Below are 21710 nucleotides of genomic sequence, written 5' to 3' on the forward strand. Positions count from 1 at the left end.
CCTCGTTATTGCGGATAGACGGTTGTGGTGTCGATGCTGTCGGTGGCCAGGCCGACGAAAAACGGCCCGGCGACCCGGGATTCCGGCGCGATGAACGGGTAGACGGCGGTGACGTCGCCGTCGTAAACAGTCGTGCCGACGTAGGCGGTGCCACGCGACTCGCCGAGCAGGTCCAGCCCGGTGATGTGGCGCGTCAATGGCTTGGCATCATCGACGAGCCGGGTGAGCTCGGTGTACATGGCATCGGTGATGCCGGTATCGAGCACGCCGATACGTAACGCGAACGTCCCGGGCGCACCCTGGGGCTGCTGCTGCCACCACTCATCAACCTCGAGCAGGTAGCCGAGCGGCTCGACGACCCGACGCAGCGCCGAGATGGTCCCCTTGCGCTGGTGGACGTAGAACGCGGCGCTTATGACGCCGCGCTTGGTGGCTTCCGACCAGGTGGTGTCCCAGCGATCGACGCTGAATGCCCAGGCGAGGTAGGGCAGCAGGTGGGCGGGGCAGGTGGCCGGGCTCCACAGTTGGCGCAGCGGTACCGGGACGCGCTGAATCTCGGCCAGGGCCGTGGCGACATGACGTTCCAGCGGCGTGGCATTGGGTGGCAGCAACGAATTACTCATCGATGCCTCCGATCACGACACTCGTGCCGGTGCAGTGCGCGGCCTGGGTCTCGTCGAGCACCACATCGGCCAACGGTGCAGCGAGTTCGACCCGCTGCACCCCCTCGACGTGCAGCACCGCATAGAGGGCGCTCAAACGGATATCGCGGCCAATGCGCCGTTGCGTGGTGACGTAGGCCTCCAGGGCAGATTCGGCGGCGGCGAGGATCGGTTCCTGCTCCGGCCCCGGGTAGACGTAGAGGGTGGCATCGACGCTGTAGTTGACGATGGCGGCAGATTGCACAGTGAGCCGGTCACCGACCGGGCGCACATCCTCGGCGGACAATGCGGTCGTGACGGTATCGAGCAGATCTTGCGATGCGGTGCCATCGCCCAGCCGCGAGAGCACGGTAACCAGCGCCTCGGCAGGGGCCGGGCTGATCGCCGTGGCATCGGCGACACGACCATCGGCGCTCAGTGCATGGAATATGTAGGCGCCCCGCGGGCCGGCGACGCTCAAGCCCTCGAACGCCCTCTGCGCACGCAGGCGAAGATCGTCGTCGCTCTCGTAGGTGGCCGGTACCGGCGGCACGGCATCCGGGTCACCGGGGTCGATAGTGAGGCGCTCGACGTTGTAGTTGGCGGATAGCTGATCCAGGTCGCTATCGCGGCTGAACGCGAGCATTACGGCTTTTGCCGCCTCGTTGACGCGCTGCCGCCAGTGCAGTTCTCGGTAGGCGTTTTCCTGGCATAGCTTGGTCAGGGGTTCGGATTCGATTTCCAACAACGCGGCGATGGCGTCCTGCTCGTCGGCAGGGTAGAGCGCGACCAGGGCGGCCTTGCGTTCGGCGAGGATGGTCTCGTAATCGAGGGACTCGACGACATCCGGGGCCGGCAGACGCGAAAGATCGATGGGGTTGCTCATGCGCTGGCTCCTGTTACCGGTATTGCCAGCGTGATCTCGTCACCCTCGGCGGTGATGGCGTCGAGTTCGAGGGTCGCGGTGCCGGGCTGGGTGGTGCTGACGCTCTTGCGGATGGCCTGCACGCGGATGCGCGGCTCCCAGCGCAGCAGGGCCATGATGGCGGCGCTATAGGCTTGCAGCAGGGTGGCGTCGTGCAGCGGCTGGTCGATGAGATCGGGCAACAGGCTGCCGTAGTCGCGGCGCATCACGCGGGTGCCGATGGGCGTAGTGAGGATGTCGCGCACGCTCTGGCGGATATGATCGAGGCCGTCGATGCGGCGGCCGGTTTGGGCGTTCATGCCGGGCATCACACGACTCCTCCCGTCTTGCCACCGCCGGTCTGCACGCCGCTGTGCTTGTGGCCTGAGCTGATGTCCTTGCCATTGCTGGTGACGGCGCCGGTGAAGGCGACATCGCCGGCCATGGTGGCGCTCTTGCCGCTGGGCTGGCTGAAGTTGCCGTTCAGCGTCAGGTTGCCGTTGATGATGGTGTTGGCGTTGAGCGTTGCGCCGCCGCTGGCGGTGGCGGTCAGGGTCGCGGCGGTGGTGATTTCAACCGCGCCCTGGGCGTTGATACCAGCAGACCCCGGGAGGGTGGCCTGCAGGTGGCTTGCCGCGTGATCGTATTCGATCACCGCGCCGTCGGGGAATGCCCGCTGCCATTTGTCCGGGCTGTTCGAGGGGGCCGGGTGAGCGGCGCTGCTGATTCCCGATAGCGCCACGGCGGCGGCGATATCGCCCCCGGGGGAGAACACAATGACCTGCTCGCCGACGGTCGGCGGATCCCAGTCCAGCGTGGTGCCGGCGCGCTGCTCGACCCACGGCAGCCAGTCGGTCAATAGCTCGCCGATGGCGACGCGCACGCGCACGGCCGCATGGTCCACCTGGGCGACGGTGCCCAGACGGATCAGGTTATGAATGAGGCGCAGTAGTTCGGCGGCGCTATGCGAAGGATTCGGTGTCATGTCGCCATGCTTGCCCGGTCGGGGCTGCAGCTCTAGTAAATCGGGTTGTAACGCAGGGTTTTACAACTCGGTAAGGTGCTTGAGCAGGGCGTCTTGTATCAGTTCGCGATCGGACGCACTGAAACCGATCAGGCGGCGCTCGGGATAGTCGTAATGGGGGCCGTCTTTATCCACCTTGGCGCGCAGGCCTTCCTGGTGGATACGGGCGATGTGCGCGACGCGCCCGACGAAGCCGACCTCGGCGCTTTCCAGGCTGCCCTTGGCCTTGAGGTACTTGGCGGTGCGGATCTTCGAGAACATTGCCTTGCGCCGAATCGCACCCTGCTTGGCGCGGTGCTGCGGCTTGCGTGGGGCGTAGGCGGTGCCGTCCGGGTTCTGCTGGGCCTTGATGCGTTCGCGCTGGCTACGCCGAAGGTCGCGGGCGACCTTGCGGGCCAGTGCACGGCGCTGCTTGGGTTCGACCTTGGCAAGTAGCGGTGCGACCCAATCCGCCAGGGCGTCGAGATCGTCCATCAGGGCGATTGCCATTCGCTGGTGAGCTGATAGGCGTCGTCGTGTGGGCCCTGGGTGTAGAGCTGCCAGTCGGTACCCGGGCAGTGCTCGATGGGAAACTCAGGCATGCGATGATCGCTTTTGATGCTGCCGGCCTCGCAGTCGACCCGGGCGACGACGCGCTCGGTGAGCGTAACGCTCAAGGCCAGATCCCAACGGTCGTTGGCGAGTATCTCGGCCTCGAAACGCACCGCCTCATCCGGGTCGAGATCCGGCTGGTAGTGGGAGAGCCACTGCAGCAGCGGGATGATCACCGCATCGAGCTCGCCGCTGTAGTCGGTGAGTACGATCTGGGCGGGCACCTGATACTGGTGCGACAGGTGTTGGCCGCGGTGGAACTGGATGCTGCCGTCCTGGACGAAGGTGAGCAGCCGGTCCGGGTCGTTGGCCAGGCCAGGGACGCTGGCCAGCAGATGGTTGCGCAGGGCGGTGAGCTTTTTCATCGGGTATCTATCCTGTCCATCAAGCCGCCTGGGCGCTTGAGTTTATCGGCGATCTTCTCGCCGCTGCGTCCGGCGATGTAGCCGCCGACGCCCAGGGTCATCAGATCCCATAGACGATCCGGCAGGGCGAGCTGCAGGCCGATGCCGAACATGGCGCCGAGATAGGGTGCGATCAGGTAGTTGTTGGTGACGATGGCGGCAATGATGGTCATGAGCAGCGGTCGCCAGTTGCGTTGTAGCCAGCTTTCGCCGGTGGCTTCGGCGAGAATGATCTTCATCCGAGCTTGGAGTCTGGCATCCTGCTGTTCGATCAAGCGCTGCTGCAGCGCCGCCTTGAGCCTGGCCGCCTCGTCCTTGTCCGTCACCGCCTTGTCGATGACGTCGAACACCGGGCCAGTCACGGCGCCGATCAGGCTCTTGATGAGGGTCATGCGGCGATCTCCAAATGTTGGCTGTGACGCCGATAGGCGGCGGCCAGGCGGGTGTCGTAGTCGTTCTTGGCGTAGGCCGGGCCGTTGTAGCGCCGGGCGAAGTCGCGCCAGTCCAGGCGCTTCAATGCCGCGTGCATGGGGCCGTTGAACTCAATGAATCGCACGAAGGCGTCCAGCTGGGCTGCCTCATCCTGACGCATAGCGGTGACGAAGGCGGTGGCGGAATCATAGCCCAGGCGCGGCCAGTGAAAACCCATGATCTGGAAGAGCCCCCAGCTCGCGGACTCCAATGCCGCCGGGACGTGGATCTCGTAGGCCTTGACTAGTCGATCGTGCTCACGAATGCCACCGAAATAGCCGCCGGCCCTGTCATTGACGATGTTGGGCTGTTGTTGCTGGTAGGGCACCGGATTGATGCCGTGGCTGATAAGGCGCCGGCGCATGATGTGGCGCTCGAACAGGATCACCGGCTCGCCGGTGGGGTGGAAGCCACTACCCCGCGACTCGATCTCGTTGACCGCCATGATGGTGGCCACCTCGACGCCGAGGTATTCGGCAGCCAGCACCAGATCGAGCTGGCGTAGCGCCTTGGCATTGGACGTGCCCTTGTGCAGCGCTTCGCGGGTCTTGGGTCCAGCGATGCCATCCAGCACCAGGCCGTGATCGAACTGCACCTGGCGAACGGCGGCTTCGGTGTTCTCGCCGAACCAGCCATCGACGGAAATGTCGTGGCCGGCACGGACGAGGTCGCGCTGCAGGGATTCGACGCGATAGCCGTGATCGCCATATTTAAGAATCATTGGATTTACCCTCGATGACGGTGATGCGATCCCGCAGGCCGGACAACGAGGATTTGATGCTCTCCACGGAAGACTTCAGGCTGCCGATCTCTCGGTCCGCGTCGCTCTTGGTGTAGTAGACGTTGCTCCAGTCGCGCAGGTCGCGGCGTAGCCGTTCGATCTGCTCGCCCTGGTAGACCAGGCGTTCGCGCAGCACGGCGCTGCTCTCGCCCAGGGTGACCAGCTTGAGCCCGGACCAGCCGAGCAGCAGCACCAGGATGACTTGAATGCCGGTTTGCAGATGACGCTCGAATACAGAGGGTTTCACGGGTTGAACCTCGTCGTCGGGATAGGTTGATGTCATTGTTTCCTCTGCGTATGTCTCGCGCTTATCCAGGTGCTGGGCGCTGTCGTTAGTCCCACAGCTGCACGCTGCGCGTGCGCCGTGGTTGTTGTGATACTGCATCCGGGAGCGCGACGGGCGTGCCCTGGGGAAGTACCGGCCCGAACTCGGCGAGCCCGGGATTGAGTTCTAGCACCTGCTCGACGAGGCCGGCGATGCGTCCGAAGGTGCGATGACAGATCGCATCGACGGTGTCGTGTTGGTGGGCGCGGACGATGCGCGGCATCAGATGAGCTCCACCGTGGTGTGGTTGCGCCCGACGATCTCGGCGACGGCCCAGCGGGCATCCCGGCGGTAGTCCTCGGCGGCATCCACCTTGGCCTCACCCCGCTCGTCGCCAACGTCCGTGGCGCTATGGTCCCGATAGCGTTCCAGCAGCTGGGCGTGGGCCTCGGCGAACACGGCGCGGACGTAGAGCAGGGCGTGATGGCCGGGAATCTGCCAGGGTTCGATGGGGATGAGATCGGCGGTGCCGCGCTGGGCAGCGACTTGCTCAGTCTGAAAATCAGCCAACTGGCGGTTGACGCTGGCCATTGCGATGCTCAATGCCGTCACCAGGCGCGGCTGGGTGACGGTGGTATCGAGCCGGTGCTGCTCGCGGAAATCGTCCGGGTCGAGATCCGGCCAGAAGCCGTTGTTGGCAAGCTCCGGGGCATCCGTGGAAGCGGCGGTGCCGTAGGCGACCAGTGACATGCGGATTCCTCCGGTGGTGTAAGGAAGGGGGTGGGCGACGGGTCGAGCAGGGAGAGGGTCTACTCTCGCGTCGCGCCCCCTTGACGTCGGCGTGCGACTCGGTATCAGCCCTGGGCGTTGTCGCCCTGGCTGGTGTTCTGCTGCTTGATGAAACGTTCGAGTTTCTCGATGTCCTTCTTCACGCCGACACGGTCGTTGAGCGACAGGGCGCGCTTGAGGTGATCGAGGGCGTCCTCGGCGGCGCCGGCGTCGCGCAGGGCGTAGCCGATCGCCTTGTGCAGCTTGGCGCGGATCGGGTCGTGCATGTCGGCGGCCTGGGTGATGGCCTCGGCACGCGTGAGCTGATCCACCAGGCCAGTGGCATTCGACTCGTCTTCCTCGAGCTGCTTGAGGGCTTCCTCGGCGACTTGTTCGGCGACCAGCGAGGGCGTATCCCGCTCGAAGCGGTCCGGGGTTTCCAGGCCGTTGTTGATGGCGTACTCGGCGATGGCCAGGCCGCCGTCGAGGTCGCCGATGTCGAAGCGCCACAGCATGACGGTCATCAGCACGTCGTCCTGGGCGCCGTTGCCGGCGTCCAGCACGCCGGCCACGTAGGCGTCGAACTCCGGCAGCAGCTCGCGCTTCTTGGCGATCTTGGCCTCGGTGCTCTTGATGCCCTTGAGGGTGCGCCGTGCTTCCCACAGCGCGGCGGCGTGCAGCTCGTACTGATCGCCGCCTTGCGGCTGGCCACTCTGGGCATCACCCGCCGCTTTCGCGGCGGTGATGCGCTGGTAGTGGCGACGGGCGGGGCTCGTCATGGGCGTTCCTTATACGAAGGTGATGTTCTCGACCAGGCAGCCGAAGCCGTAGTCCTCGATCACGTAGGCGTCGTTGCTGGACTCGTAGTTCTCGACGCGCTTGCGCTCCGGCTTGTCCTTGATGTAGCGGCGACGGCTGCCGAGCTGATAGTACATCGAGAGGTTTTCGAGGCTGGTGACGAAGATCGAACCGTCCGGAACGAAAGGCGCGCGGACCGCTTGCAGACCGCCGACGCGCTTCTGGCTGACGATCATGTCCATGGCCCTGGCTTCCGTGGGGGTGTCGGCGTGCTGGCTGATCAGCGGGAAATACTTATCCGCGAGCAGCTTGCGGCCCATGATGGCGACCAGGTCGGTGGACTCCCGGAACCAGGGCTCGATCATCTCGTTGACGGCGTCGAAGACCAGGGCGTCGAGGTTGGCGTAGTCGCCGGTATCACCGACGGTGACCTGGCCGGCGGTGGCGCCTTCGGCGAGCACACGCGCCGGGGCGTCGGTGCGGTACTTCTGCAGCCAGCCGATGTTGACGTCCTGCAGCAGCGGGTTGGCGACGCGATCGGTCTCGACGGCAGCGGTTGTGCCGTTGAAGCCGATCATGATGCGATCCAGGGCCTGCTGGCGAATGATGGCGTTACGCACACGGGTCTGGAAATCCGGGAACTTGGCCCAGGCGTCCAACTTCGACCACGGCAGGTAGGTGTCGAACTCCGTGGAGATACACTCGTAGCTGTTGGCGTCCAGCCCGGTGATGTCGCGGGGCTGGCGATCCTTGGCGCTGACGTCGGTGCGCGCGGCGATGGGGCCGGACACGCCGAGGCCGAGCTTTTCGCCCTTGAGATCGTCGACGCCGACGATGTTGATGCGACCGAGGAACTCGCTGGATTCCTGGATCTTGGATTCCAGCGTCTGCTGGACGCTGGGCTCCACCGCGAATGACTCGGTGGCGGAGGTGACGCCAGAGAGGTGCGCGATGCGCTCTTTCAGGCGATTGAAGGCGATTCGGGTATCGTTGCGCATGTGCGGCGGTCCTTAGCAGTCGGTGAGTTCGGCACCGCCGTGGCCGCCGGTGGCGGTGGGACGGTTGGGGGTGTCGGGGGTGTCGTCGAGTCGGGTGTAGAGCTCGTCGAAGCGGGTATTCAGCTCGTCGTGCGCGGCGCGCAGCTCATTGAAGTCGTTCTCGTCCGGACGCCTGTCGAGCTCGGCGGCCAGGTCGGCGTGCTTCTGCACGAAGAGCTCGAGGGTCTGCTCGAGTTCGCTGCGGAAGTCGGCGAAGCCTTGGGTGGTCTTGGCGTCGTGCTTCTTGAACAGCGCTTTGACGCGATCGGCGAGGCTCGGGCCCTTGTCGGCGTCGGGGGCCTGCGCGCTGAAGTCGAGCTGGGTCTCGACCGCTTCGGAGAAGACGTTCTCGGGGTGTTGCTTCTTGTGGGCCAGCGGTGAGGCAGCGCCTGCACTGCGCGAAAACTTGAGCATCTCGGTGCCCAATGATGCCGGGGAGTCGGTGACCGCCAAGCCTTCGAGGTAGGCTTCACCGGTGTCGGCGAAATTGGGATTCACTTCGATGCTGGTGTAGACCTTCTGGCGTTTGCCGTTGATCTCCTTCAGCTGGTCGGTGGGGTCGATGTCGGCGAACAAGGCGAGCTTGCCGTCTTCGACTTCCTCGGCCTTTAGGGCTTTGATATCGCCCAGGGCCGGGAAGGGGCCATCGGCGAACAGGCCACGCATGTGCTCCATCCAGACGCGGGCGCCGTATTTCTTGGGGTCATAGTTGCCGGCCATCTGCGTGATCCAGTCACGCGAGATTTCTCGACCGTCGGTGGTGGCGCCTTGGGTGGCGACTCGGAACCAGGGCATGGGCAGTCCTCGGATTTCATGGGCGATTGCTGCCGTCAGGTTCCGCGCCTACGCGGGTGGGCTCAATAAAAGCTGGTTGTATATCCACGTTTTACAACCCTTTGCGCGATGGGCATCTCGCGCGCGCGGGTACGCTGGCGACATGACGACGATGCCCCCCGACACTCTCGATTCCCCCCGGGTGACCGCCCGCCACCTCTACTGGCAGGGGTGGCGGATCGCCCGTATCGCCGAATTCCTGGATGAGAAGGCGGCGACGGTACACACCTGGAAGGCGCGGGACGGCTGGGCGGAGGCGAGCCCGACCCAGCGGGTGGAGGGTGCGCTCGAGGCGCGCCTGGTGCAGCTGATCGGCAAGGAGCAAAAGGAAGGGCGGGATTTCAAGGAGATCGACCTGCTGGGCCGCCAGATCGAGCGGCTGGCCCGGGTGCACAAGTACCAGGGAAGCGGTAACGAGGCGGACCTCAATCCGAACATCGAGGCGCGCAACGCGGGACCGAAGAAAAAACCGCGGCGCAATGCCCTGGACGACGAGCAGATCGCGGCGCTGAAGACGGCGTTTCTGGAAGGGGCCTTCGATTACCAGCGGCAGTGGTACGACGCGGGGCAGAAGCACCGCATCCGCAACATCCTCAAGAGCCGGCAGATCGGCGCGACCTACTTCTTCGCTCGCGAGGCGATCGTCGATGCCTTCGAGACCGGGCGCAACAAGATTTTCCTCTCGGCGTCCAAGGCCCAGGCGCATATCTTCCGCAACTACATCGTGCAGTTCGTCAAGGAGATCACCGACGTCGACTTGAAGGGCGACCCGATCGTGTTGGACAACGGCGCGGAGCTGCACTTCCTGGGCACCAACTCGAAGACCGCCCAGGGCTACCACGGCGATGTGTATCTGGACGAGTATTTCTGGATTCACCGCTTCCAGGAGTTCCGCAAGGTCACCAGCGGCATGGCCATGCACAAGAAGTGGCGGCAGACGTATTTCTCGACGCCGTCGAGCATCGGCCATGAAGCCTATCCGTTCTGGACCGGGGATCTGTTCAATCGGCGACGGGCAAAGAAGGATCGCCAGGAATTCGACGTCAGCCATGCGGCGCTGGGCGGTGGGCAGCTATGCCCGGATGGCCACTGGCGGCAGATCGTCACGGTGGAGGATGCCATCGCCGGCGGCTGCGATCTATTCGACATCGAGCAGCTGCGCCTGGAATACAGCCCGGATGAGTTCGACAACCTGCTGATGTGTCAGTTCGTCGACGATAGCCAGAGCGCCTTCCCGTTGTCGGTGCTGCAGGGCTGCATGGTCGACAGCTGGGAGGTATGGGACGACTACCGGCCCTTTGCCCCGCGCCCGGTGGGGGATCGAGGCGTGTGGATCGGCTACGATCCCACCGGTACCGGCGAGGATGGCGACGGCGCGGGTCTGGTGGTCATTCTCCCGGCCCGCTCCGCCGGCGAGAAGCATCGCATCCTCGAGCGGCACCGCCTGAAGGGCGACGACTATGAAGCCCAGGCGGACTTCATCAAGTCGTTCCGCGATCGCTATCGCATCGAGCATATCGGTATCGATACCACCGGACTGGGCGGGGCGGTCGCCGAGTACGTGGCCAAGTGGTTCCCGTTGGTCGAGCGCTACCGCTACACGCCGGAACTCAAGTCCACCATGGTCATGCAGGCCCAGCAGATCGTGCGCAAGAACCGCCTGGAATTCGACGCGGGTTGGGCGGATCTGGCCCAGTCCTTCATGGCGATCAAGAAAGAGCTCACCGCCAGCGGTCGCCAGTTCACCTATACCTCGGGGCGCAACAAGCAGACCGGCCATGCCGACCTGGCCTGGGCCACCATGCACGCCCTGCACAAAGAACCGATCGAGGGCCCGGATGATTCCGGTACCGGTCAATCAATGATGGAGATGTACGACTGATGAGCGAGACACCAGCAGACAAGCCGCGCATCCGCGTGCCGGCGTACAGCAAGCAGGCCGAAGCCGCGCCGGAACCAACGTCTGGCAAGGCGAGAGCCGAGGCATTCTCCTTCGGCGATCCCGAGCCGGTGACCAGCCTGCGCGATGTGTTCTACGAGGGCGTGTGGCTGAGTCCGGATGAATGGTACGAGCCACCGGTGCCGTTCAGCGTGCTGGCCCAGTCCTACCGCTCGACCGCGCATCACGGATCCGCGCTGCAGGTGAAGCGCAATATCCTTCTGCGGACTTTTCGCCCGCACCCGCTGCTGAGCCGCCAGGCCTTCAGCGCTTTGGCCCTCGATCACCTAGTGTTCGGCAACTGCTACCTGGAAGAGGTGAAGGGGCGGCTGGGCAAGCGCCTGCCGTTCCGCCATCTACCGGCCAAGTACATGCGGCGCGGCGGCAAGCAGGCGAACCGCTACTGGTGGGTGCCCAGCTACCTGGACAAGACCGAGCTGCCCAGGGGGCGCGTGGTGCACCTGCTCGAGCCGGATATCGACCAGACCGTCTATGGCCTGCCGGACTATCTGGGCTCGCTGCAGTCCGCCTGGCTCAACGAGAGCGCGACGCTGTTTCGCCGGCGCTACTACCTCAACGGCAGCCATGCCGGCTTCATCATGTACGTCAACGACGAGGCCCATGATCAGAAGGACATCGATGCCATGCGTCAGGCGCTGCGCGAGAGCAAGGGGCCGGGCAACTTCCGCAACCTGTTCCTGTACTCCCCCAAGGGCAAGAAGGACGGGGTGCAGATCATCCCGGTCTCCGAGGTGGCCGCCAAGGACGAGTTCTGGAACATCAAGAACATCACCAGGGACGATCAACTCGCCGGGCACCGCATCCCCCCGCAGCTGATGGGCATCATCCCGCAGAACACCGGCGGCTTCGGCGACGTCGAGAAAGCCGCCCGGGTATTCGTCGCCAACGAGCTCGAACCGCTGCAGGCCACCTTCCTCGACATCAACGAGCGCATGGGCGAAGAAATCATCCGCTTCAATCCCTACTCGCTGGACGCTCCCGGCGGATCCGGCTTGGATCCCAGCCGCTGAAACCAGTCTCCTTACTTGCCGCCTTAGGGCGGCTTTTTTGTGCCACAAAAAAGGGGTGAACATTGCGTTCACCCCTTTTACCTGGGCTCTGGTTACTCCTCCAGGGAGAAGGTCCAGCACTTCACCGAGCGGCCTAGTATCCGGCTATGCACGGTGGTATAGCCGATAAGCCTATGCCGCGCGTTCGTCTTGAATCCCCGACGCAGCTGAGAGGGCGCAGGGAGCGGGATCCCGTGCTTCTTGGCCAGGCGCTGAATCTCCGGCACGTTAATCGCCAGGCGATCCGTCTCATCGTAGTGGTTGTAGGCAATCTCATTGGCCTGGAAATAGTCCAGCGCCTCCCAGAAGCTGTCGATATCCACCGTGGGGTTGGTGTGCAGGCGAGTGCCGATGGCGTCGAGTGACGGCGCAGCGATGCCCATCGCCTCATGAACGACTTGCAGCTGAGCATACAGGGAGTGGCGTAGCTCTTCGTTCGGCTCTCGGCGAATCCGCTCCGTCAGCTTGTGAGCGAGATCGATATTGCGATGCAAGTTTTTCTGATCTTCAAGATGCTGCTTGTGCTGCTGACCTTTGACGCTATAGCTACCAGTGCGAAACAACTCCGGCAGCATCTCATCGAATAGCCAGCCTTCGAACTGTTCGGCACTTGGGAGCTTTGAACGTGAAATAAGACGGTAAACATCACCATTAGGAATAATTTGAACGTGGCGGACCTGACCTCCCATTTCGGTAGGGCAGGTCTCTACTCGTTTGCAGTGCGTGTTCACCGCCTTTGATGTGTTGTTATAGCCAAGAGCGTCAGCAATATCCTTGGCCACGAACCACGGCTTCCCCTCTATTACGGTAGATCGGATCAGGTTGTCACCGAAGTTGAACGGAATCAGGGCGTTAGTCATTGGGCGCTCTCCTTGAGAAAGGCGGCGATATCCTGGCTGGCGTTCAGGCCATCGTCGAGGAAGTGCAGGATCACCTGCAGATGGGCAACGAGCTCTTCGGTACTGATCTCCAGGCGATCGCGGTCGACGTTCATGGCGATCAAGCCTTCGAGAAAGCCGAGGCTGTTACGGGCAAGGTTCAGGCTATGCTGGGCGCCGCCATTGAATACCTGGGCGTCCAGATCCGGCAGGGCAATGGCAGTGAGGGCGTTGCGGGTCATGTGAGACTCCTTCTTTTGATGGAGTCCGCCTACCGCTGTCAATCGATGGGGGCGGACCGTGCGCGGGTTGACAGACCGGGGAAAGAAGGAACCCGGCAGGCCGTAGCCTCCCACACACGGCCCGCCATAACTATCTGACAGGCATAAAAAAAGCGCCATTCAGATAAGGGCGCTGTGCGCCTTCTTTCTATTCGGGCTGTCAATCCCTTAACGCCATACTGCCACCACCCCGCACATTGTTCAAGCCTCGAAAAGAGAGGATAAAGCACCGTTATTCCCTTTTTAGGCCAACCAAACCAAAGGGGTGTAAGCACTGCTTACACCCAGATCCGAGCAAGGCGCGTACCAGCTCCCGGACGCTGCCAGCGCGCCCCACCGCGCGCCGTCGACACCCCGCCCCGCCTGCGCGCTTTACAGGCCATTTTTTACTCACTTCTTCAATGTCCGCTAGATCGCTCAGACAAGGCGGTCAGCGATGTTTCATAAAGCATTGTTTTTGCTTCGAAATCATTCGTTTTCAGCGGCTCACGGGCACGCAATGGAGGCTGGCAGGTGGTTTATAAGCCAGGGGGGTCGTCGGAAAAAGGTAACGGAGGTAACGCGCCATGCTTTCAAGAATTAAGTAACTGATATTAAAGGGGTAAAAAAATACCCTGAAAAGGTAACGTTTGGTACTGCAAAAGGTAACGCTTTCCTAAGTTGTTGATATATATAAATTTATAAAAATACGATAATTACCATTTAAAAAGGTAACGCAATACCTTTACATTACCTTTATGTTACCTTTTGAACGACCGTTTTAAATATATATAAAACAATGGGATATGATGATATTTGGGAAAGCATTACCTTTGTTACCTTTTTCCGAGCCCCCCAAACATTCTGAGAGGCCGCCAACACGCATGCGCACACGCACGTCATGTACGCCTCTTCTATCGCTCCTATCGCAGCAATCCTCACTCAGCCCTCAAAAGACAAAAAAATGCCAGCAGCTGAATGCTGCTGGCACATATTTGGCACTTGGGGGCTGCGAAGCCTGCCACTACGGCATTAGAGTCCAATCCATCATCGGCGCCACGGAGAAGGTTCTGTCAAGCCCGCGACGCAGGGGGCCTGGGCATGCATCGAGGGGCATATCGGTCTGGCGAAGTGAAGTCATCCTGATGGGGCGATCGGTCCGGGAATGTGGCGCAGGATTATCGCATGGATAGCCGAGCTTCGCATTGCCTGCCCGGCGTGGTCGCCGTTGACCAATATTCCCGTTGACGCATGTCTTGTAAGAAATAGCTTACAAGAATTGCCTGAAAATGCTTACAAGGATTCTGCTTCGGGGTTGCTCTGGGTTAAATCGAATTCGGTCTTGATGCGGCACAATGCCTCTTGTCGAGCAAGGAGTCGTTCGATTTGCCTGCAGGATGCATGGCACTAGAGCAAAGCGGCCGCTGGTCGCTTTCTACCCGATGTCGCTCGGGAAACGCCACGGACGGCGGCGATGCTTTCAAGCATCTGTTTTGCAAGGTTTTGCAAATTTCCATCGAAGCGGTTAGGGTATTTCACGTGGAGAGCAGTAGCCAACGACCGGCTGCAAGCACAGGATGTGCGTGATCAGGACGATCAGTGTGGGGATGAAGACGCTCGAGGCAGGGAGCCTGCAACGTCAAGGAACCCGAAGACTCTCCACCAAGCAGAGCATGTTACTCTGCAAGGCCCGGCCAGTCATGGCCGGGCCTATTTTTATGGATGTGATTTTGCCCGGCAGCAGTGGTATTCCTCGCGATGTCGCCTTCTCTTATTCGTCGTAGAACCTGTTCCTGTCGATCTCCGTGAGCTGCCAGAGGGCGCGCACCTGACCGAGCAACTTGAAGGGCATATCTCCGAGTTGCGCTCTTTCCAGGCGTTGGGATTCGTCGCTGATATCGATCTCGCCATTATCGGTGCGGGAGAGATAGCGAACGAGCAACTGACCGAAACGATCGAGTATGTAGAGGCCATCCTGCATGAAGGAGTTCGTCGGCTTTACTGCGGCCAGGTCGCCTTCCTCGATAAAATCGAATTCCTCCCCCAAGGCCGGCGTGACCAGATGGCAGTCGCCGCTCAGGTTCGGCACGGGCAGCTCCCCGAGTATCGTGACCGGTGCCGCGCGACGCAGCCACGGGGCCGCCTGATGTACCCGAATGAAGAGTACCGGCTGCGATGTGGGGGGCGGGGGCGGGGCGTCCAACAGGTCCTCGAGACTGCAATTCAAGGCCTCGGCCAATGCAAGAAGGCGCTCATGACCGATCTGCTTGATGGCACCGGACTCCCAATAGGAAACCGAGACATCGGAGACACCGACCCTGCGCGCTAATGCCGCTTTGCTGAGCTTGGCTCGTAATCGTAGTTGTTTTATTCGCGTTCCTAGAGCTTCCATCAATGCGTCTCACGAGATATTCGCGATAGCATAGTGAATGCCTGGCTAAGTTTGTTTAGGATTATCAGCCTTCTAGAGGCAATATCAGTCAGGAGGTGCTATCGCAGCGAATGACAAGGGAGGGGGAAAGCGCTTTGACAGGTCTGTACATTCAGTGAAGCACATGAGCGGCATTCTTACCAAGGAACGGGGTCGCCGGCCCAGTCCCAGAAGCTTCCACTGTCGTCCGGTGTGCGCTGGCTCATGACCTCGAGGAGACGCTCGGCCACGAAATCCGCCGTGAACAGCTTGCCCTCGGGAACCCGGGCCTGGAAGGGTTGCGACAGGGCGGTGTCGGTGGTGCCCGGATGCAGGCACAGCACGATGGCATGCCGGTTGAGTCGCCGGAGCTCCACGGCGGCGGTCTTCAGCAGCATGTTGTGAGCCGCCTTGCTGGCACGGTAGGCATACCAGCCCCCGAGGCCGTTGTCGTCGATCGACCCGACCCGGGCCGAGAGGCTCGCGAAGATGACCGGGTGCTTGCCCTTCAAGGCGTGCCTGAGGGTCTTGAGCAGCATGGCCGGGGTGGCGGCATTGACGTGGAAGAGGCGCTCCAGGGAAGCGAAATCCAGATCCTCGAGTCGCTTTTCCGGGGCGATGCCGGCATCGTCGTCGTGCAGCATGCCGACGGCATTGAAGACCAGGTGCAGTGGCATGTCCTGCAGGTGGACCGCAAGCGTCTCGAGGCCTTCCCCGGTGGTGACGTCCAGCGTCAGGGACTCGAGCCGCGGGTCGTCCCGGGCGATTTTTCGGCGGCTGACCGCGACGATGCGCCCAGGGCGCGGGCTGGCCAGCAGCGCCTCGAGAAGGGCGTGGCCGATGCCGCCAGAAGCGCCGAGCACCAGGGCGGTAAAGCCTTCGGGGAGCTGGTTCAGCATGACGCGTCCTCCTGGAGGGTGTTGAAAGAGAGGGGAGCTTCGTCGCCACGGCTGTCGAGCCCGGACCAGGTGCGTATAATGCGGCCACCACTTGAGTCAACGGAACGGATGACATGACCACCGTACGTACCCGAATCGCGCCGTCACCCACCGGCGATCCCCACGTCGGTACCGCCTACATCGCCCTGTTCAATCTCTGCTTCGCGCGTCAGCATGGCGGTCGATTCATCCTACGCATCGAGGACACCGACCGCCAGCGCTCCACTGCCGAGTCCGAACGGATGATCCTCGATTCCCTGCGCTGGCTGGGGATCGAATGGGACGAGGGCCCGGATGTCGGCGGCCCCCACGGCCCTTATCGGCAGAGCGAGCGTGGCGACCTCTATGCGCGCTACGCGCAGCAGCTGCTCGACGCCGGGCATGCCTTCAAGTGCTACCGTACCAGCGAGGAGCTGGATGAATTGCGCGAGGCGCGCAAGGCCGAGGGGCTACACATGGCGCTCAAGCCCGAGGACCTGGCGCTGCCCCGGGACGAGGTCGAACGGCGCGCCTCCCAGGGTTGGCCGCATGTGGTGCGCATGAAGGTGCCCGAGGAGGGCGTCTGTGTCGTCGACGACATGCTGCGCGGCAAGATCGAGGTGGACTGGGCCCAGGTGGATGCCCAGATCCTGCTCAAGTCCGATGGCATGCCCACCTACCATCTGGCTAATGTGGTCGACGATCATCTGATGGGTATCACCCATGTGCTGCGTGGCGAAGAGTGGATCAACTCCGCTCCCAAGCATCAGTTGCTCTATGACTACTTCGGCTGGCCGATGCCGGCGCTCTGCCACATGCCGCTATTGCGCAATCCGGACAAGTCCAAGCTCTCCAAGCGCAAGAATCCGACCTCGATCAACTACTACCGGCGGATGGGCTTTCTGCCCCAGGCGGTGACCAACTATCTGGGACGCATGGGCTGGTCAATGCCGGATGAACGAGAGAAGTTCAGCCTGGACGAGATGATGGCAAGCTTCGACATCCAGCGCGTCTCCCTGGGAGGGCCGGTGTTCGACCTGGAAAAACTGACCTGGTTGAACGGCGTGTACATTCGCGAGGATCTCGACGATCAGGCGTTGCTGACGGCGCTGCGCGAATGGGCCTTCAACGAAGAGTACGTCAGTCAGATCCTGCCCCAGGTAAGGCCGCGCATCGAGACGCTGTCCGACGCGGCGCCTCTGGCCGGCCACTTCTTTGCCGGGTTGCCGGCCATCGACGAGCACGACTTCGACACGGTCCCCCTCGAGCGCGACGAACTGCTCAGGCTGCTGCAGTTCCTGGTCTGGCGCCTGGAGAGCGTCTCGCCCTGGGAAAAGGAGCGCCTGCTGCCCGAAGTGAAGCGCCTCAGCGAATACTTCGGCTTGAAGATGAAGGCGTTTCTGGCGCCGGTCTTCATTGCCATCACCGGGTCGACGACCTCGACATCGGTCATGGATGCCATGGCCATCCTCGGTTCGGACATGACCCGGGCCCGCCTGCGTCACGCCATCGCCGTGCTGGGCGGCGTCTCCAAGAAGCAGGCCAAGCGCTTCGAAAAGGAATTTCGTGAAATTTGACGCCAGAAACCGTTGACCTTTCAGGGGCATATGGGTAGCATGTGCCCCGTTCTCGCAAGACGCTGTCTTGGACAGGGGCCTTAGCTCAGCTGGGAGAGCGCGACGCTGGCAGCGTCGAGGTCACCGGTTCGATCCCGGTAGGCTCCACCAAATTACCTGTCTTGCGAGCGTTCATCGATGCGTCCCATTCGTCTAGTGGTCCAGGACACCGCCCTTTCACGGCGGTAACAGGGGTTCGAACCCCCTATGGGACGCCACTCCTTTCTTGCTCGATCTCCCCTCTATTCTTTCCCATTGCCAGGCAAGGTCTTGCCGGAATTCTGCGGCGCGTCATAAGCAAGAGCCTCATGCCGTCAAGACGATTTGGGTGGTATTTAGGTGTCTTTTTTACCTATCGAAGGCTTGACAAGCTCACCGGGTTTTCCCCACCAATGCCTGGCTTATCGGTGCCTTGTGCATAATGCTCCGCGCAGCCCCGTGGTTATGGGCTTCTCAAAAAAATCCAATAAAATCAAAAGCATATACGTGGTTAAAAATTAGCCAATTTGTAGCCAGCCCACTGATCATGGCGATTGGGTGACGTTTTCTAGGGGTTGTGAACAGCCTTATCCACAGAAAGTGTGGACAAGGAATGAATTGCACATAAGAGTTTTTTGAAACACGTGAATTGCTCCTCCGGTGCCGCATCGGTGCTTCCGGAAAGGCGGTTCATCACGATCCTTGCAAGCGCTTCAACAGCGATGAGGTATCCCACCGACCACCTCCCATGGCCTGGATATCGCCGTAGAATTGATCGACGAGGGCGGTGACCGGAAGGCGCGCACCGAGGCGACGTGCTTCGGCGAGGCAGATGTCCAGATCCTTGCGCATCCAGTTCACGGCGAAGCCGTGCTCGTAATGATCGGCGATCATCGTGGCGTGGCGATTCTCCATCTGCCAGGAGCCGGCGGCCCCCTGGGAGATGACCTCGACCAGCAGTTCGCGATCGAGCCCGGCACGCTCGGCAAAATGAAGCCCCTCCGCGAGACCTTGCACGAGACCCGCGATGCATATCTGGTTGACCATCTTGGCCATCTGCCCGGCACCGACATCGCCCATCAGCGTGACGGCCTTGCCGTAATGCTCGAGGGCAGGGCGGATGTGCCGAAAGACTTCCTGTTCGCCGCCACACATGATCGTCAGTGCCCCGTTGACGGCGCCTTGCTGGCCGCCCGACACCGGGGCATCGATGAAATGGCAGCCTTTCTGACGGCAGGCCTGATCCAGCTCGCGCGCCAGTTCGGCGGATGTCGTGGTGTGATCCACCAGTACGCCTGACGATTGCATGCCGGCCAGCACCCCGTCGTCCCCGGTGACCACCTGGCGGACATCGTCGTCGTTGCCGACGCAGACCAGCACCAGGTCCGCGCCCTCGGCGGCCTCTCGCGGCGTGGCATGATGGCTGCCGCCATATTCCGCCACCCACTCCTCGGCCCTGGCTGACGTGCGGTTGTAGACGCGTGCGGCAAGGCCGGCGCGGGACAGATGGCCGGCCATGGGAAAGCCCATGACGCCAAGGCCGATGAAGGCGACGGTGGAAAACGTATCGTTCACGTGGGTGCTCTCTTCGCAAGGGTGGCTTGATGACATGCTGAAGAGTAGCAAAACACGGCGGTGAGGGGGCAGGCAGGCAATGAAACGGGCCGCCCCTGGCGGCCCGGTGCCCTCTTACTTCGTCGGGTAGTCGCGTTGCGTGTGCCCGATGTAGAGCTGGCGCGGACGCCCGATGCGGAAACCGTTGCTGTGCATCTCGTTCCAGTGGGAGATCCAGCCGATGGTGCGTGCCACGGCGAAGATGACCGTGAACATGTTGGTCGGGATGCCGATGGCGTTGAGAATGATGCCCGAATAGAAGTCGACGTTCGGGTAGAGCTTGCGCTCGACGAAGTAGTCGTCTTCCAGGGCGATCTGCTCCAGACGCTTGGCGATCTTCAGCTTGGGATCGTCGGCCTTGCCCAGCTCGGCGAGGACCTCGTCGCAGGTTTCCTTCATGACCTTGGCCCGCGGATCGAAGTTCTTGTATACACGGTGGCCGAAGCCCATCAGCTTGAACGGGTCATCCTTGTCCTTGGCCTTGTCGATGAAGCGCTGGATGTTCTCCTCGGATTCGTCGCCGATCTCGTCGAGCATGTTGAGGACGGCTTCGTTGGCGCCCCCGTGGGCCGGACCCCACAGCGCAGCGATGCCGGCGCTGATGCAGGCGAAGGGGTTGGCGCCGGTGGAGCCGGCCAGGCGCACCGTCGAGGTCGAGGCATTCTGCTCATGATCGGCATGGAGCATGAAGATGCGGTCCATCGCCTTGGCGAACACCGGGTTGATCTTGAACTCCTCACAGGGGTTGCTGAACATCATGTAGAGGAAGTTCTCGGCGTAGTTGAGGTCGTTGCGAGGGTAGTTGAAGGGCTGTCCGATGTTGTACTTGTAGCTCATTGCCGCGATGGTCGGCATCTTGGCGATCAGGCGGATGGCGCTGACGCGACGCTGCTTCTCGTCGGAGATGTCGAGGTTGTCGTGATAGAAGGCCGCCAGGCCGCCGACGACACCGCACACGATGGCCATCGGGTGGGCGTCGCGCCGAAACCCCTTGAAGAAGTTGACGATCTGTTCGTGCACCATGGTGTGGTTGGTGATCAGTCCCTTGAAGGTCTCGTATTGCTCGTCGCTGGGCAGCTCGCCGAACAGCAGCAGGTAGCTCAACTCGACAAAGTTGGAGTTGTCAGCCAGCTGGTCGATGGGGTAGCCGCGATGCAGCAAGACGCCCTCGGCGCCATCGATGTAGGTGATGCCGGATTCGCACGCCGCAGTGGCCACAAAGCCAGGGTCATAGGTGAAGTGGCCCTTGTCGACCAGGCTACGCACGTCGATGACATCGGGGCCGACGGTGCCGGGGTACACCGGGAATTCGATGGCCTCCTCCACCCCGTCTATTGTCAACTGCGCCTTTTTATCAGCCATGCTGGGTCTCCTGCGGTTATCGATTGCTTACGAGAATCGCCTCTCGTTGCTGCGGGGCAGCAAAGGTCTGCCTACTATAAAAGTGGCGAAAGGTTTGTCAATTAACAGATGGTGGCCCTCGTCCCGAAGTTCCTCGAAGGATGCACATCGTTCGTGGCCTGTCTGGTGACGTCTTCCAGGGCCTCTCCCGGGTGCTGGAAGCCGTTTCTCGCTGATGTTGTTACTCAGGGTAACACCATGGTCGCAGAGGTGCGGTAACGATTTGTCATACCCCCGTCTAGTCCCTATAATCCTAGCCACGCGACTGGCAGGAAATGGAAATCGGTCGTGCCATCTGGCGTACTGCTGAAGTCCTTCCTCAAAACCACTGCCCACTCTGGCCAAGTCCGGCCCAGAGACGAGTGGGCCAATAGAGTGTGTGAAGAGCCGTGAATAGCAAAAGACCCGTAAACCTCGATCTTTCCACCATAAAGTTCCCACTCCCTGCTCTAGTTTCCATTACCCACCGCATCACCGGCGTGATCCTCTTCGTCGGCCTTATCTTTGCCTTCTGGGCACTGGATGTATCGCTTTCGTCGCCTCTGGGGTTCGAAACGGTGCGTGAGGCCCTCGAGACCGGCTTTCTGGCGAAGCTGATCGCTTGGGGGCTGTTGTCTGCACTGTCGTTCCATTTCGTGGCGGGCCTTCGCCATCTGCTCATGCACTTCGACATCGGCATCGAGCTCGAGGGTGGCACGCAAACGGCAAAGATAACTTTCGTCACAAGCGCGGTTCTGGTGATTCTGGCAGGGGTCTGGGTATGGTAACCAACGTAACGAACTTTAGTCGCAGCGGGCTGTCCGATTGGCTGGTCCAGCAAGTTTCGGCAGTCATACTGGCGCTCTATGCCCTCCTGATGGTGGGCTACTTCCTCTTTCACCCGGGGTTGGATTACGCCACCTGGCACGGGTTCTTCTCCCAGACCTGGATGCGCATCTTTTCCCTGCTGGCGTTCATCGCGCTGGCCGCGCATGTCTGGGTGGGCGTGTGGACCGTCATCACCGATTACATCAAGCCCATCGGGATTCGCTTTGCCGCTCAAATCGTCTTGATCCTCGCCATCTTCGTTTTCCTGGTGTGGGGCGTACAAATCCTCTGGGGAGCCTGA

25 protein-coding genes and 2 tRNA genes are annotated in these 21710 nt (G+C 61.8%); 7 read left to right on the forward strand and 20 right to left on the reverse strand.

All coding sequences use genetic code 11. The annotated features are described in order from the left end of the window. Nucleotides 1–5: 5 nt before the first annotated feature. The 14 genes from BUA41_RS07810 to BUA41_RS07875 form a co-directional block, all read right to left on the reverse strand. The gene (locus BUA41_RS07810) at nucleotides 6–623 is read right to left on the reverse strand and encodes a phage tail protein I (RefSeq protein WP_072821484.1); all 618 of its coding nucleotides are present in this window, start codon (nucleotides 621–623) and stop codon (nucleotides 6–8) included. Then, nucleotides 616–1527, reverse strand: coding sequence for a baseplate assembly protein (locus tag BUA41_RS07815; protein WP_072821486.1), 912 nt, complete (start codon nucleotides 1525–1527; stop codon nucleotides 616–618). Before BUA41_RS07815 ends, BUA41_RS07810 begins: the two co-directional genes overlap by 8 nt. After that, nucleotides 1524–1874: a GPW/gp25 family protein gene (locus BUA41_RS07820; RefSeq protein WP_072821488.1), complete on the reverse strand. Its 351-nt coding sequence runs from the start codon at nucleotides 1872–1874 to the stop codon at nucleotides 1524–1526. The genes BUA41_RS07815 and BUA41_RS07820 overlap by 4 nt, the downstream gene beginning before the upstream one ends. Beyond that, nucleotides 1874–2530, reverse strand: coding sequence for a phage baseplate assembly protein V (locus BUA41_RS07825; protein ID WP_072821490.1), 657 nt, complete (start codon nucleotides 2528–2530; stop codon nucleotides 1874–1876). The genes BUA41_RS07820 and BUA41_RS07825 overlap by 1 nt, the downstream gene beginning before the upstream one ends. Before the next feature lie 60 nt (nucleotides 2531–2590). After that, nucleotides 2591–3058: a phage virion morphogenesis protein gene (locus BUA41_RS07830; protein WP_245791882.1), complete on the reverse strand. Its 468-nt coding sequence runs from the start codon at nucleotides 3056–3058 to the stop codon at nucleotides 2591–2593. After that, complete coding sequence (locus BUA41_RS07835) at nucleotides 3043–3525, reverse strand: phage tail protein (RefSeq protein WP_072821492.1); 483 nt, start codon at nucleotides 3523–3525, stop codon at nucleotides 3043–3045. The genes BUA41_RS07830 and BUA41_RS07835 overlap by 16 nt, the downstream gene beginning before the upstream one ends. Then, the gene (locus BUA41_RS07840; protein ID WP_084671288.1) at nucleotides 3522–3956 is read right to left on the reverse strand and encodes a 3TM-type holin; all 435 of its coding nucleotides are present in this window, start codon (nucleotides 3954–3956) and stop codon (nucleotides 3522–3524) included. Before BUA41_RS07840 ends, BUA41_RS07835 begins: the two co-directional genes overlap by 4 nt. Beyond that, on the reverse strand, nucleotides 3953–4756 hold the full coding sequence (locus BUA41_RS07845; RefSeq protein WP_072821494.1) for an N-acetylmuramidase domain-containing protein: 804 nt from the start codon (nucleotides 4754–4756) through the stop codon (nucleotides 3953–3955). Before BUA41_RS07845 ends, BUA41_RS07840 begins: the two co-directional genes overlap by 4 nt. Then, nucleotides 4746–5099 carry a hypothetical protein gene (locus BUA41_RS07850; RefSeq protein ID WP_072821496.1) on the reverse strand — a complete coding sequence of 118 codons (354 nt, stop codon included), beginning with the start codon at nucleotides 5097–5099 and terminating at the stop codon, nucleotides 4746–4748. The genes BUA41_RS07845 and BUA41_RS07850 overlap by 11 nt, the downstream gene beginning before the upstream one ends. A gap of 49 nt (nucleotides 5100–5148) precedes the next feature. Next, entirely contained in the window at nucleotides 5149–5364 is a 216-nt protein-coding gene (locus BUA41_RS07855) for a tail protein X (protein WP_072821498.1), read from the reverse strand. Continuing rightward, nucleotides 5364–5831 (reverse strand): head completion/stabilization protein, encoded by a 468-nt coding sequence (locus BUA41_RS07860; protein ID WP_072821500.1) that lies wholly within the window; start codon nucleotides 5829–5831, stop codon nucleotides 5364–5366. The genes BUA41_RS07855 and BUA41_RS07860 overlap by 1 nt, the downstream gene beginning before the upstream one ends. Before the next feature lie 104 nt (nucleotides 5832–5935). Beyond that, on the reverse strand, nucleotides 5936–6628 hold the full coding sequence (gpM, locus tag BUA41_RS07865) for a phage terminase small subunit (RefSeq protein WP_072821502.1): 693 nt from the start codon (nucleotides 6626–6628) through the stop codon (nucleotides 5936–5938). A gap of 9 nt (nucleotides 6629–6637) precedes the next feature. Continuing rightward, nucleotides 6638–7645, reverse strand: a complete 1008-nt coding sequence (locus tag BUA41_RS07870; protein ID WP_072821504.1) for a phage major capsid protein, P2 family — start codon at nucleotides 7643–7645, stop codon at nucleotides 6638–6640. Nucleotides 7646–7657: 12 nt separating this feature from the next. Next, nucleotides 7658–8479, reverse strand: a complete 822-nt coding sequence (locus tag BUA41_RS07875; RefSeq protein WP_072821506.1) for a GPO family capsid scaffolding protein — start codon at nucleotides 8477–8479, stop codon at nucleotides 7658–7660. Between the two features lie 142 nt (nucleotides 8480–8621). Here BUA41_RS07875 and BUA41_RS07880 point away from each other — a divergent pair, with 142 nt between their 5' ends. After that, the gene (locus tag BUA41_RS07880; RefSeq protein WP_072821508.1) at nucleotides 8622–10400 is read left to right on the forward strand and encodes a terminase large subunit domain-containing protein; all 1779 of its coding nucleotides are present in this window, start codon (nucleotides 8622–8624) and stop codon (nucleotides 10398–10400) included. Next, nucleotides 10400–11488 carry a phage portal protein gene (locus tag BUA41_RS07885; RefSeq protein WP_084671291.1) on the forward strand — a complete coding sequence of 363 codons (1089 nt, stop codon included), beginning with the start codon at nucleotides 10400–10402 and terminating at the stop codon, nucleotides 11486–11488. The genes BUA41_RS07880 and BUA41_RS07885 overlap by 1 nt, the downstream gene beginning before the upstream one ends. 92 nt (nucleotides 11489–11580) lie before the next feature. Here BUA41_RS07885 and BUA41_RS07890 read toward each other — a convergent pair whose 3' ends face one another. The 4 genes from BUA41_RS07890 to BUA41_RS07905 form a co-directional block, all read right to left on the reverse strand. Then, nucleotides 11581–12387, reverse strand: coding sequence for a BRO-N domain-containing protein (locus BUA41_RS07890; RefSeq protein WP_072821510.1), 807 nt, complete (start codon nucleotides 12385–12387; stop codon nucleotides 11581–11583). Continuing rightward, complete coding sequence (locus BUA41_RS07895) at nucleotides 12384–12647, reverse strand: hypothetical protein (RefSeq protein WP_072821512.1); 264 nt, start codon at nucleotides 12645–12647, stop codon at nucleotides 12384–12386. The genes BUA41_RS07890 and BUA41_RS07895 overlap by 4 nt, the downstream gene beginning before the upstream one ends. Before the next feature lie 1789 nt (nucleotides 12648–14436). Further along, nucleotides 14437–15057, reverse strand: coding sequence for a helix-turn-helix domain-containing protein (locus BUA41_RS07900; RefSeq protein ID WP_072821514.1), 621 nt, complete (start codon nucleotides 15055–15057; stop codon nucleotides 14437–14439). Between the two features lie 176 nt (nucleotides 15058–15233). Beyond that, nucleotides 15234–15974 (reverse strand): SDR family NAD(P)-dependent oxidoreductase, encoded by a 741-nt coding sequence (locus BUA41_RS07905; protein ID WP_072821516.1) that lies wholly within the window; start codon nucleotides 15972–15974, stop codon nucleotides 15234–15236. A gap of 113 nt (nucleotides 15975–16087) precedes the next feature. Here BUA41_RS07905 and gltX point away from each other — a divergent pair, with 113 nt between their 5' ends. The 3 genes from gltX (at nucleotide 16088) to BUA41_RS07920 (ending at nucleotide 17826) form a co-directional block, all read left to right on the forward strand. Continuing rightward, entirely contained in the window at nucleotides 16088–17569 is a 1482-nt protein-coding gene (gltX, locus tag BUA41_RS07910; RefSeq protein ID WP_072821519.1) for a glutamate--tRNA ligase, read from the forward strand. 74 nt (nucleotides 17570–17643) lie between these two features. Continuing rightward, nucleotides 17644–17719, forward strand: a tRNA-Ala gene (locus tag BUA41_RS07915). A 31-nt stretch (nucleotides 17720–17750) separates the two neighbouring features. Further along, nucleotides 17751–17826 (forward strand) — tRNA-Glu (locus tag BUA41_RS07920). 454 nt (nucleotides 17827–18280) lie between these two features. Here BUA41_RS07920 and BUA41_RS07925 read toward each other — a convergent pair. Both BUA41_RS07925 and gltA read right to left on the reverse strand, forming a co-directional pair. Further along, complete coding sequence (locus BUA41_RS07925; protein ID WP_281247832.1) at nucleotides 18281–19162, reverse strand: NAD(P)-dependent oxidoreductase; 882 nt, start codon at nucleotides 19160–19162, stop codon at nucleotides 18281–18283. A 114-nt stretch (nucleotides 19163–19276) separates the two neighbouring features. Next, on the reverse strand, nucleotides 19277–20563 hold the full coding sequence (gene gltA / locus BUA41_RS07930) for a citrate synthase (protein WP_072821523.1): 1287 nt from the start codon (nucleotides 20561–20563) through the stop codon (nucleotides 19277–19279). Nucleotides 20564–20991: 428 nt separating this feature from the next. Between gltA and sdhC the strand changes: the two genes are divergently transcribed. Both sdhC and sdhD read left to right on the forward strand, forming a co-directional pair. Then, nucleotides 20992–21369 carry a succinate dehydrogenase, cytochrome b556 subunit gene (sdhC, locus tag BUA41_RS07935; protein WP_072821525.1) on the forward strand — a complete coding sequence of 126 codons (378 nt, stop codon included), beginning with the start codon at nucleotides 20992–20994 and terminating at the stop codon, nucleotides 21367–21369. After that, a complete protein-coding gene (sdhD, locus tag BUA41_RS07940; protein WP_072821527.1) occupies nucleotides 21363–21710 on the forward strand; it encodes a succinate dehydrogenase, hydrophobic membrane anchor protein in 348 nt (115 codons plus the stop codon). The genes sdhC and sdhD overlap by 7 nt, the downstream gene beginning before the upstream one ends.

It is taken from the genome of Modicisalibacter ilicicola DSM 19980, from assembly GCF_900128925.1.
Taxonomy (GTDB): Bacteria; Pseudomonadota; Gammaproteobacteria; order Pseudomonadales; family Halomonadaceae; genus Modicisalibacter; species Modicisalibacter ilicicola.

Excerpts from the sequence above, each read along its gene's own strand:
- BUA41_RS07870 (WP_072821504.1), bottom strand. The coding sequence starts at position 7,645 with ATGCGCAACGATACCCGAATCGCCTTCAATCGCCTGAAAGAGCGCATC.
- gltX (WP_072821519.1), top strand. The coding sequence starts at position 16,088 with ATGACCACCGTACGTACCCGAATCGCGCCGTCACCCACCGGCGATCCC.
- BUA41_RS07850 (WP_072821496.1), bottom strand. The coding sequence starts at position 5,099 with ATGACATCAACCTATCCCGACGACGAGGTTCAACCCGTGAAACCCTCT.
- BUA41_RS07890 (WP_072821510.1), bottom strand. The coding sequence starts at position 12,387 with ATGACTAACGCCCTGATTCCGTTCAACTTCGGTGACAACCTGATCCGA.
- BUA41_RS07885 (WP_084671291.1), top strand. The coding sequence starts at position 10,400 with ATGAGCGAGACACCAGCAGACAAGCCGCGCATCCGCGTGCCGGCGTAC.
- BUA41_RS07905 (WP_072821516.1), bottom strand. The coding sequence starts at position 15,974 with ATGCTGAACCAGCTCCCCGAAGGCTTTACCGCCCTGGTGCTCGGCGCT.
- BUA41_RS07825 (WP_072821490.1), bottom strand. The coding sequence starts at position 2,530 with ATGACACCGAATCCTTCGCATAGCGCCGCCGAACTACTGCGCCTCATT.
- BUA41_RS07845 (WP_072821494.1), bottom strand. The coding sequence starts at position 4,756 with ATGATTCTTAAATATGGCGATCACGGCTATCGCGTCGAATCCCTGCAG.
- BUA41_RS07835 (WP_072821492.1), bottom strand. The coding sequence starts at position 3,525 with ATGAAAAAGCTCACCGCCCTGCGCAACCATCTGCTGGCCAGCGTCCCT.
- sdhD (WP_072821527.1), top strand. The coding sequence starts at position 21,363 with ATGGTAACCAACGTAACGAACTTTAGTCGCAGCGGGCTGTCCGATTGG.
- BUA41_RS07860 (WP_072821500.1), bottom strand. The coding sequence starts at position 5,831 with ATGTCACTGGTCGCCTACGGCACCGCCGCTTCCACGGATGCCCCGGAG.
- gpM (WP_072821502.1), bottom strand. The coding sequence starts at position 6,628 with ATGACGAGCCCCGCCCGTCGCCACTACCAGCGCATCACCGCCGCGAAA.
- BUA41_RS07895 (WP_072821512.1), bottom strand. The coding sequence starts at position 12,647 with ATGACCCGCAACGCCCTCACTGCCATTGCCCTGCCGGATCTGGACGCC.
- BUA41_RS07810 (WP_072821484.1), bottom strand. The coding sequence starts at position 623 with ATGAGTAATTCGTTGCTGCCACCCAATGCCACGCCGCTGGAACGTCAT.
- BUA41_RS07820 (WP_072821488.1), bottom strand. The coding sequence starts at position 1,874 with ATGCCCGGCATGAACGCCCAAACCGGCCGCCGCATCGACGGCCTCGAT.
- BUA41_RS07855 (WP_072821498.1), bottom strand. The coding sequence starts at position 5,364 with ATGCCGCGCATCGTCCGCGCCCACCAACACGACACCGTCGATGCGATC.
- gltA (WP_072821523.1), bottom strand. The coding sequence starts at position 20,563 with ATGGCTGATAAAAAGGCGCAGTTGACAATAGACGGGGTGGAGGAGGCC.
- BUA41_RS07900 (WP_072821514.1), bottom strand. The coding sequence starts at position 15,057 with ATGGAAGCTCTAGGAACGCGAATAAAACAACTACGATTACGAGCCAAG.
- BUA41_RS07830 (WP_245791882.1), bottom strand. The coding sequence starts at position 3,058 with ATGGCAATCGCCCTGATGGACGATCTCGACGCCCTGGCGGATTGGGTC.
- BUA41_RS07840 (WP_084671288.1), bottom strand. The coding sequence starts at position 3,956 with ATGACCCTCATCAAGAGCCTGATCGGCGCCGTGACTGGCCCGGTGTTC.
- BUA41_RS07875 (WP_072821506.1), bottom strand. The coding sequence starts at position 8,479 with ATGCCCTGGTTCCGAGTCGCCACCCAAGGCGCCACCACCGACGGTCGA.
- BUA41_RS07880 (WP_072821508.1), top strand. The coding sequence starts at position 8,622 with ATGACGACGATGCCCCCCGACACTCTCGATTCCCCCCGGGTGACCGCC.
- BUA41_RS07815 (WP_072821486.1), bottom strand. The coding sequence starts at position 1,527 with ATGAGCAACCCCATCGATCTTTCGCGTCTGCCGGCCCCGGATGTCGTC.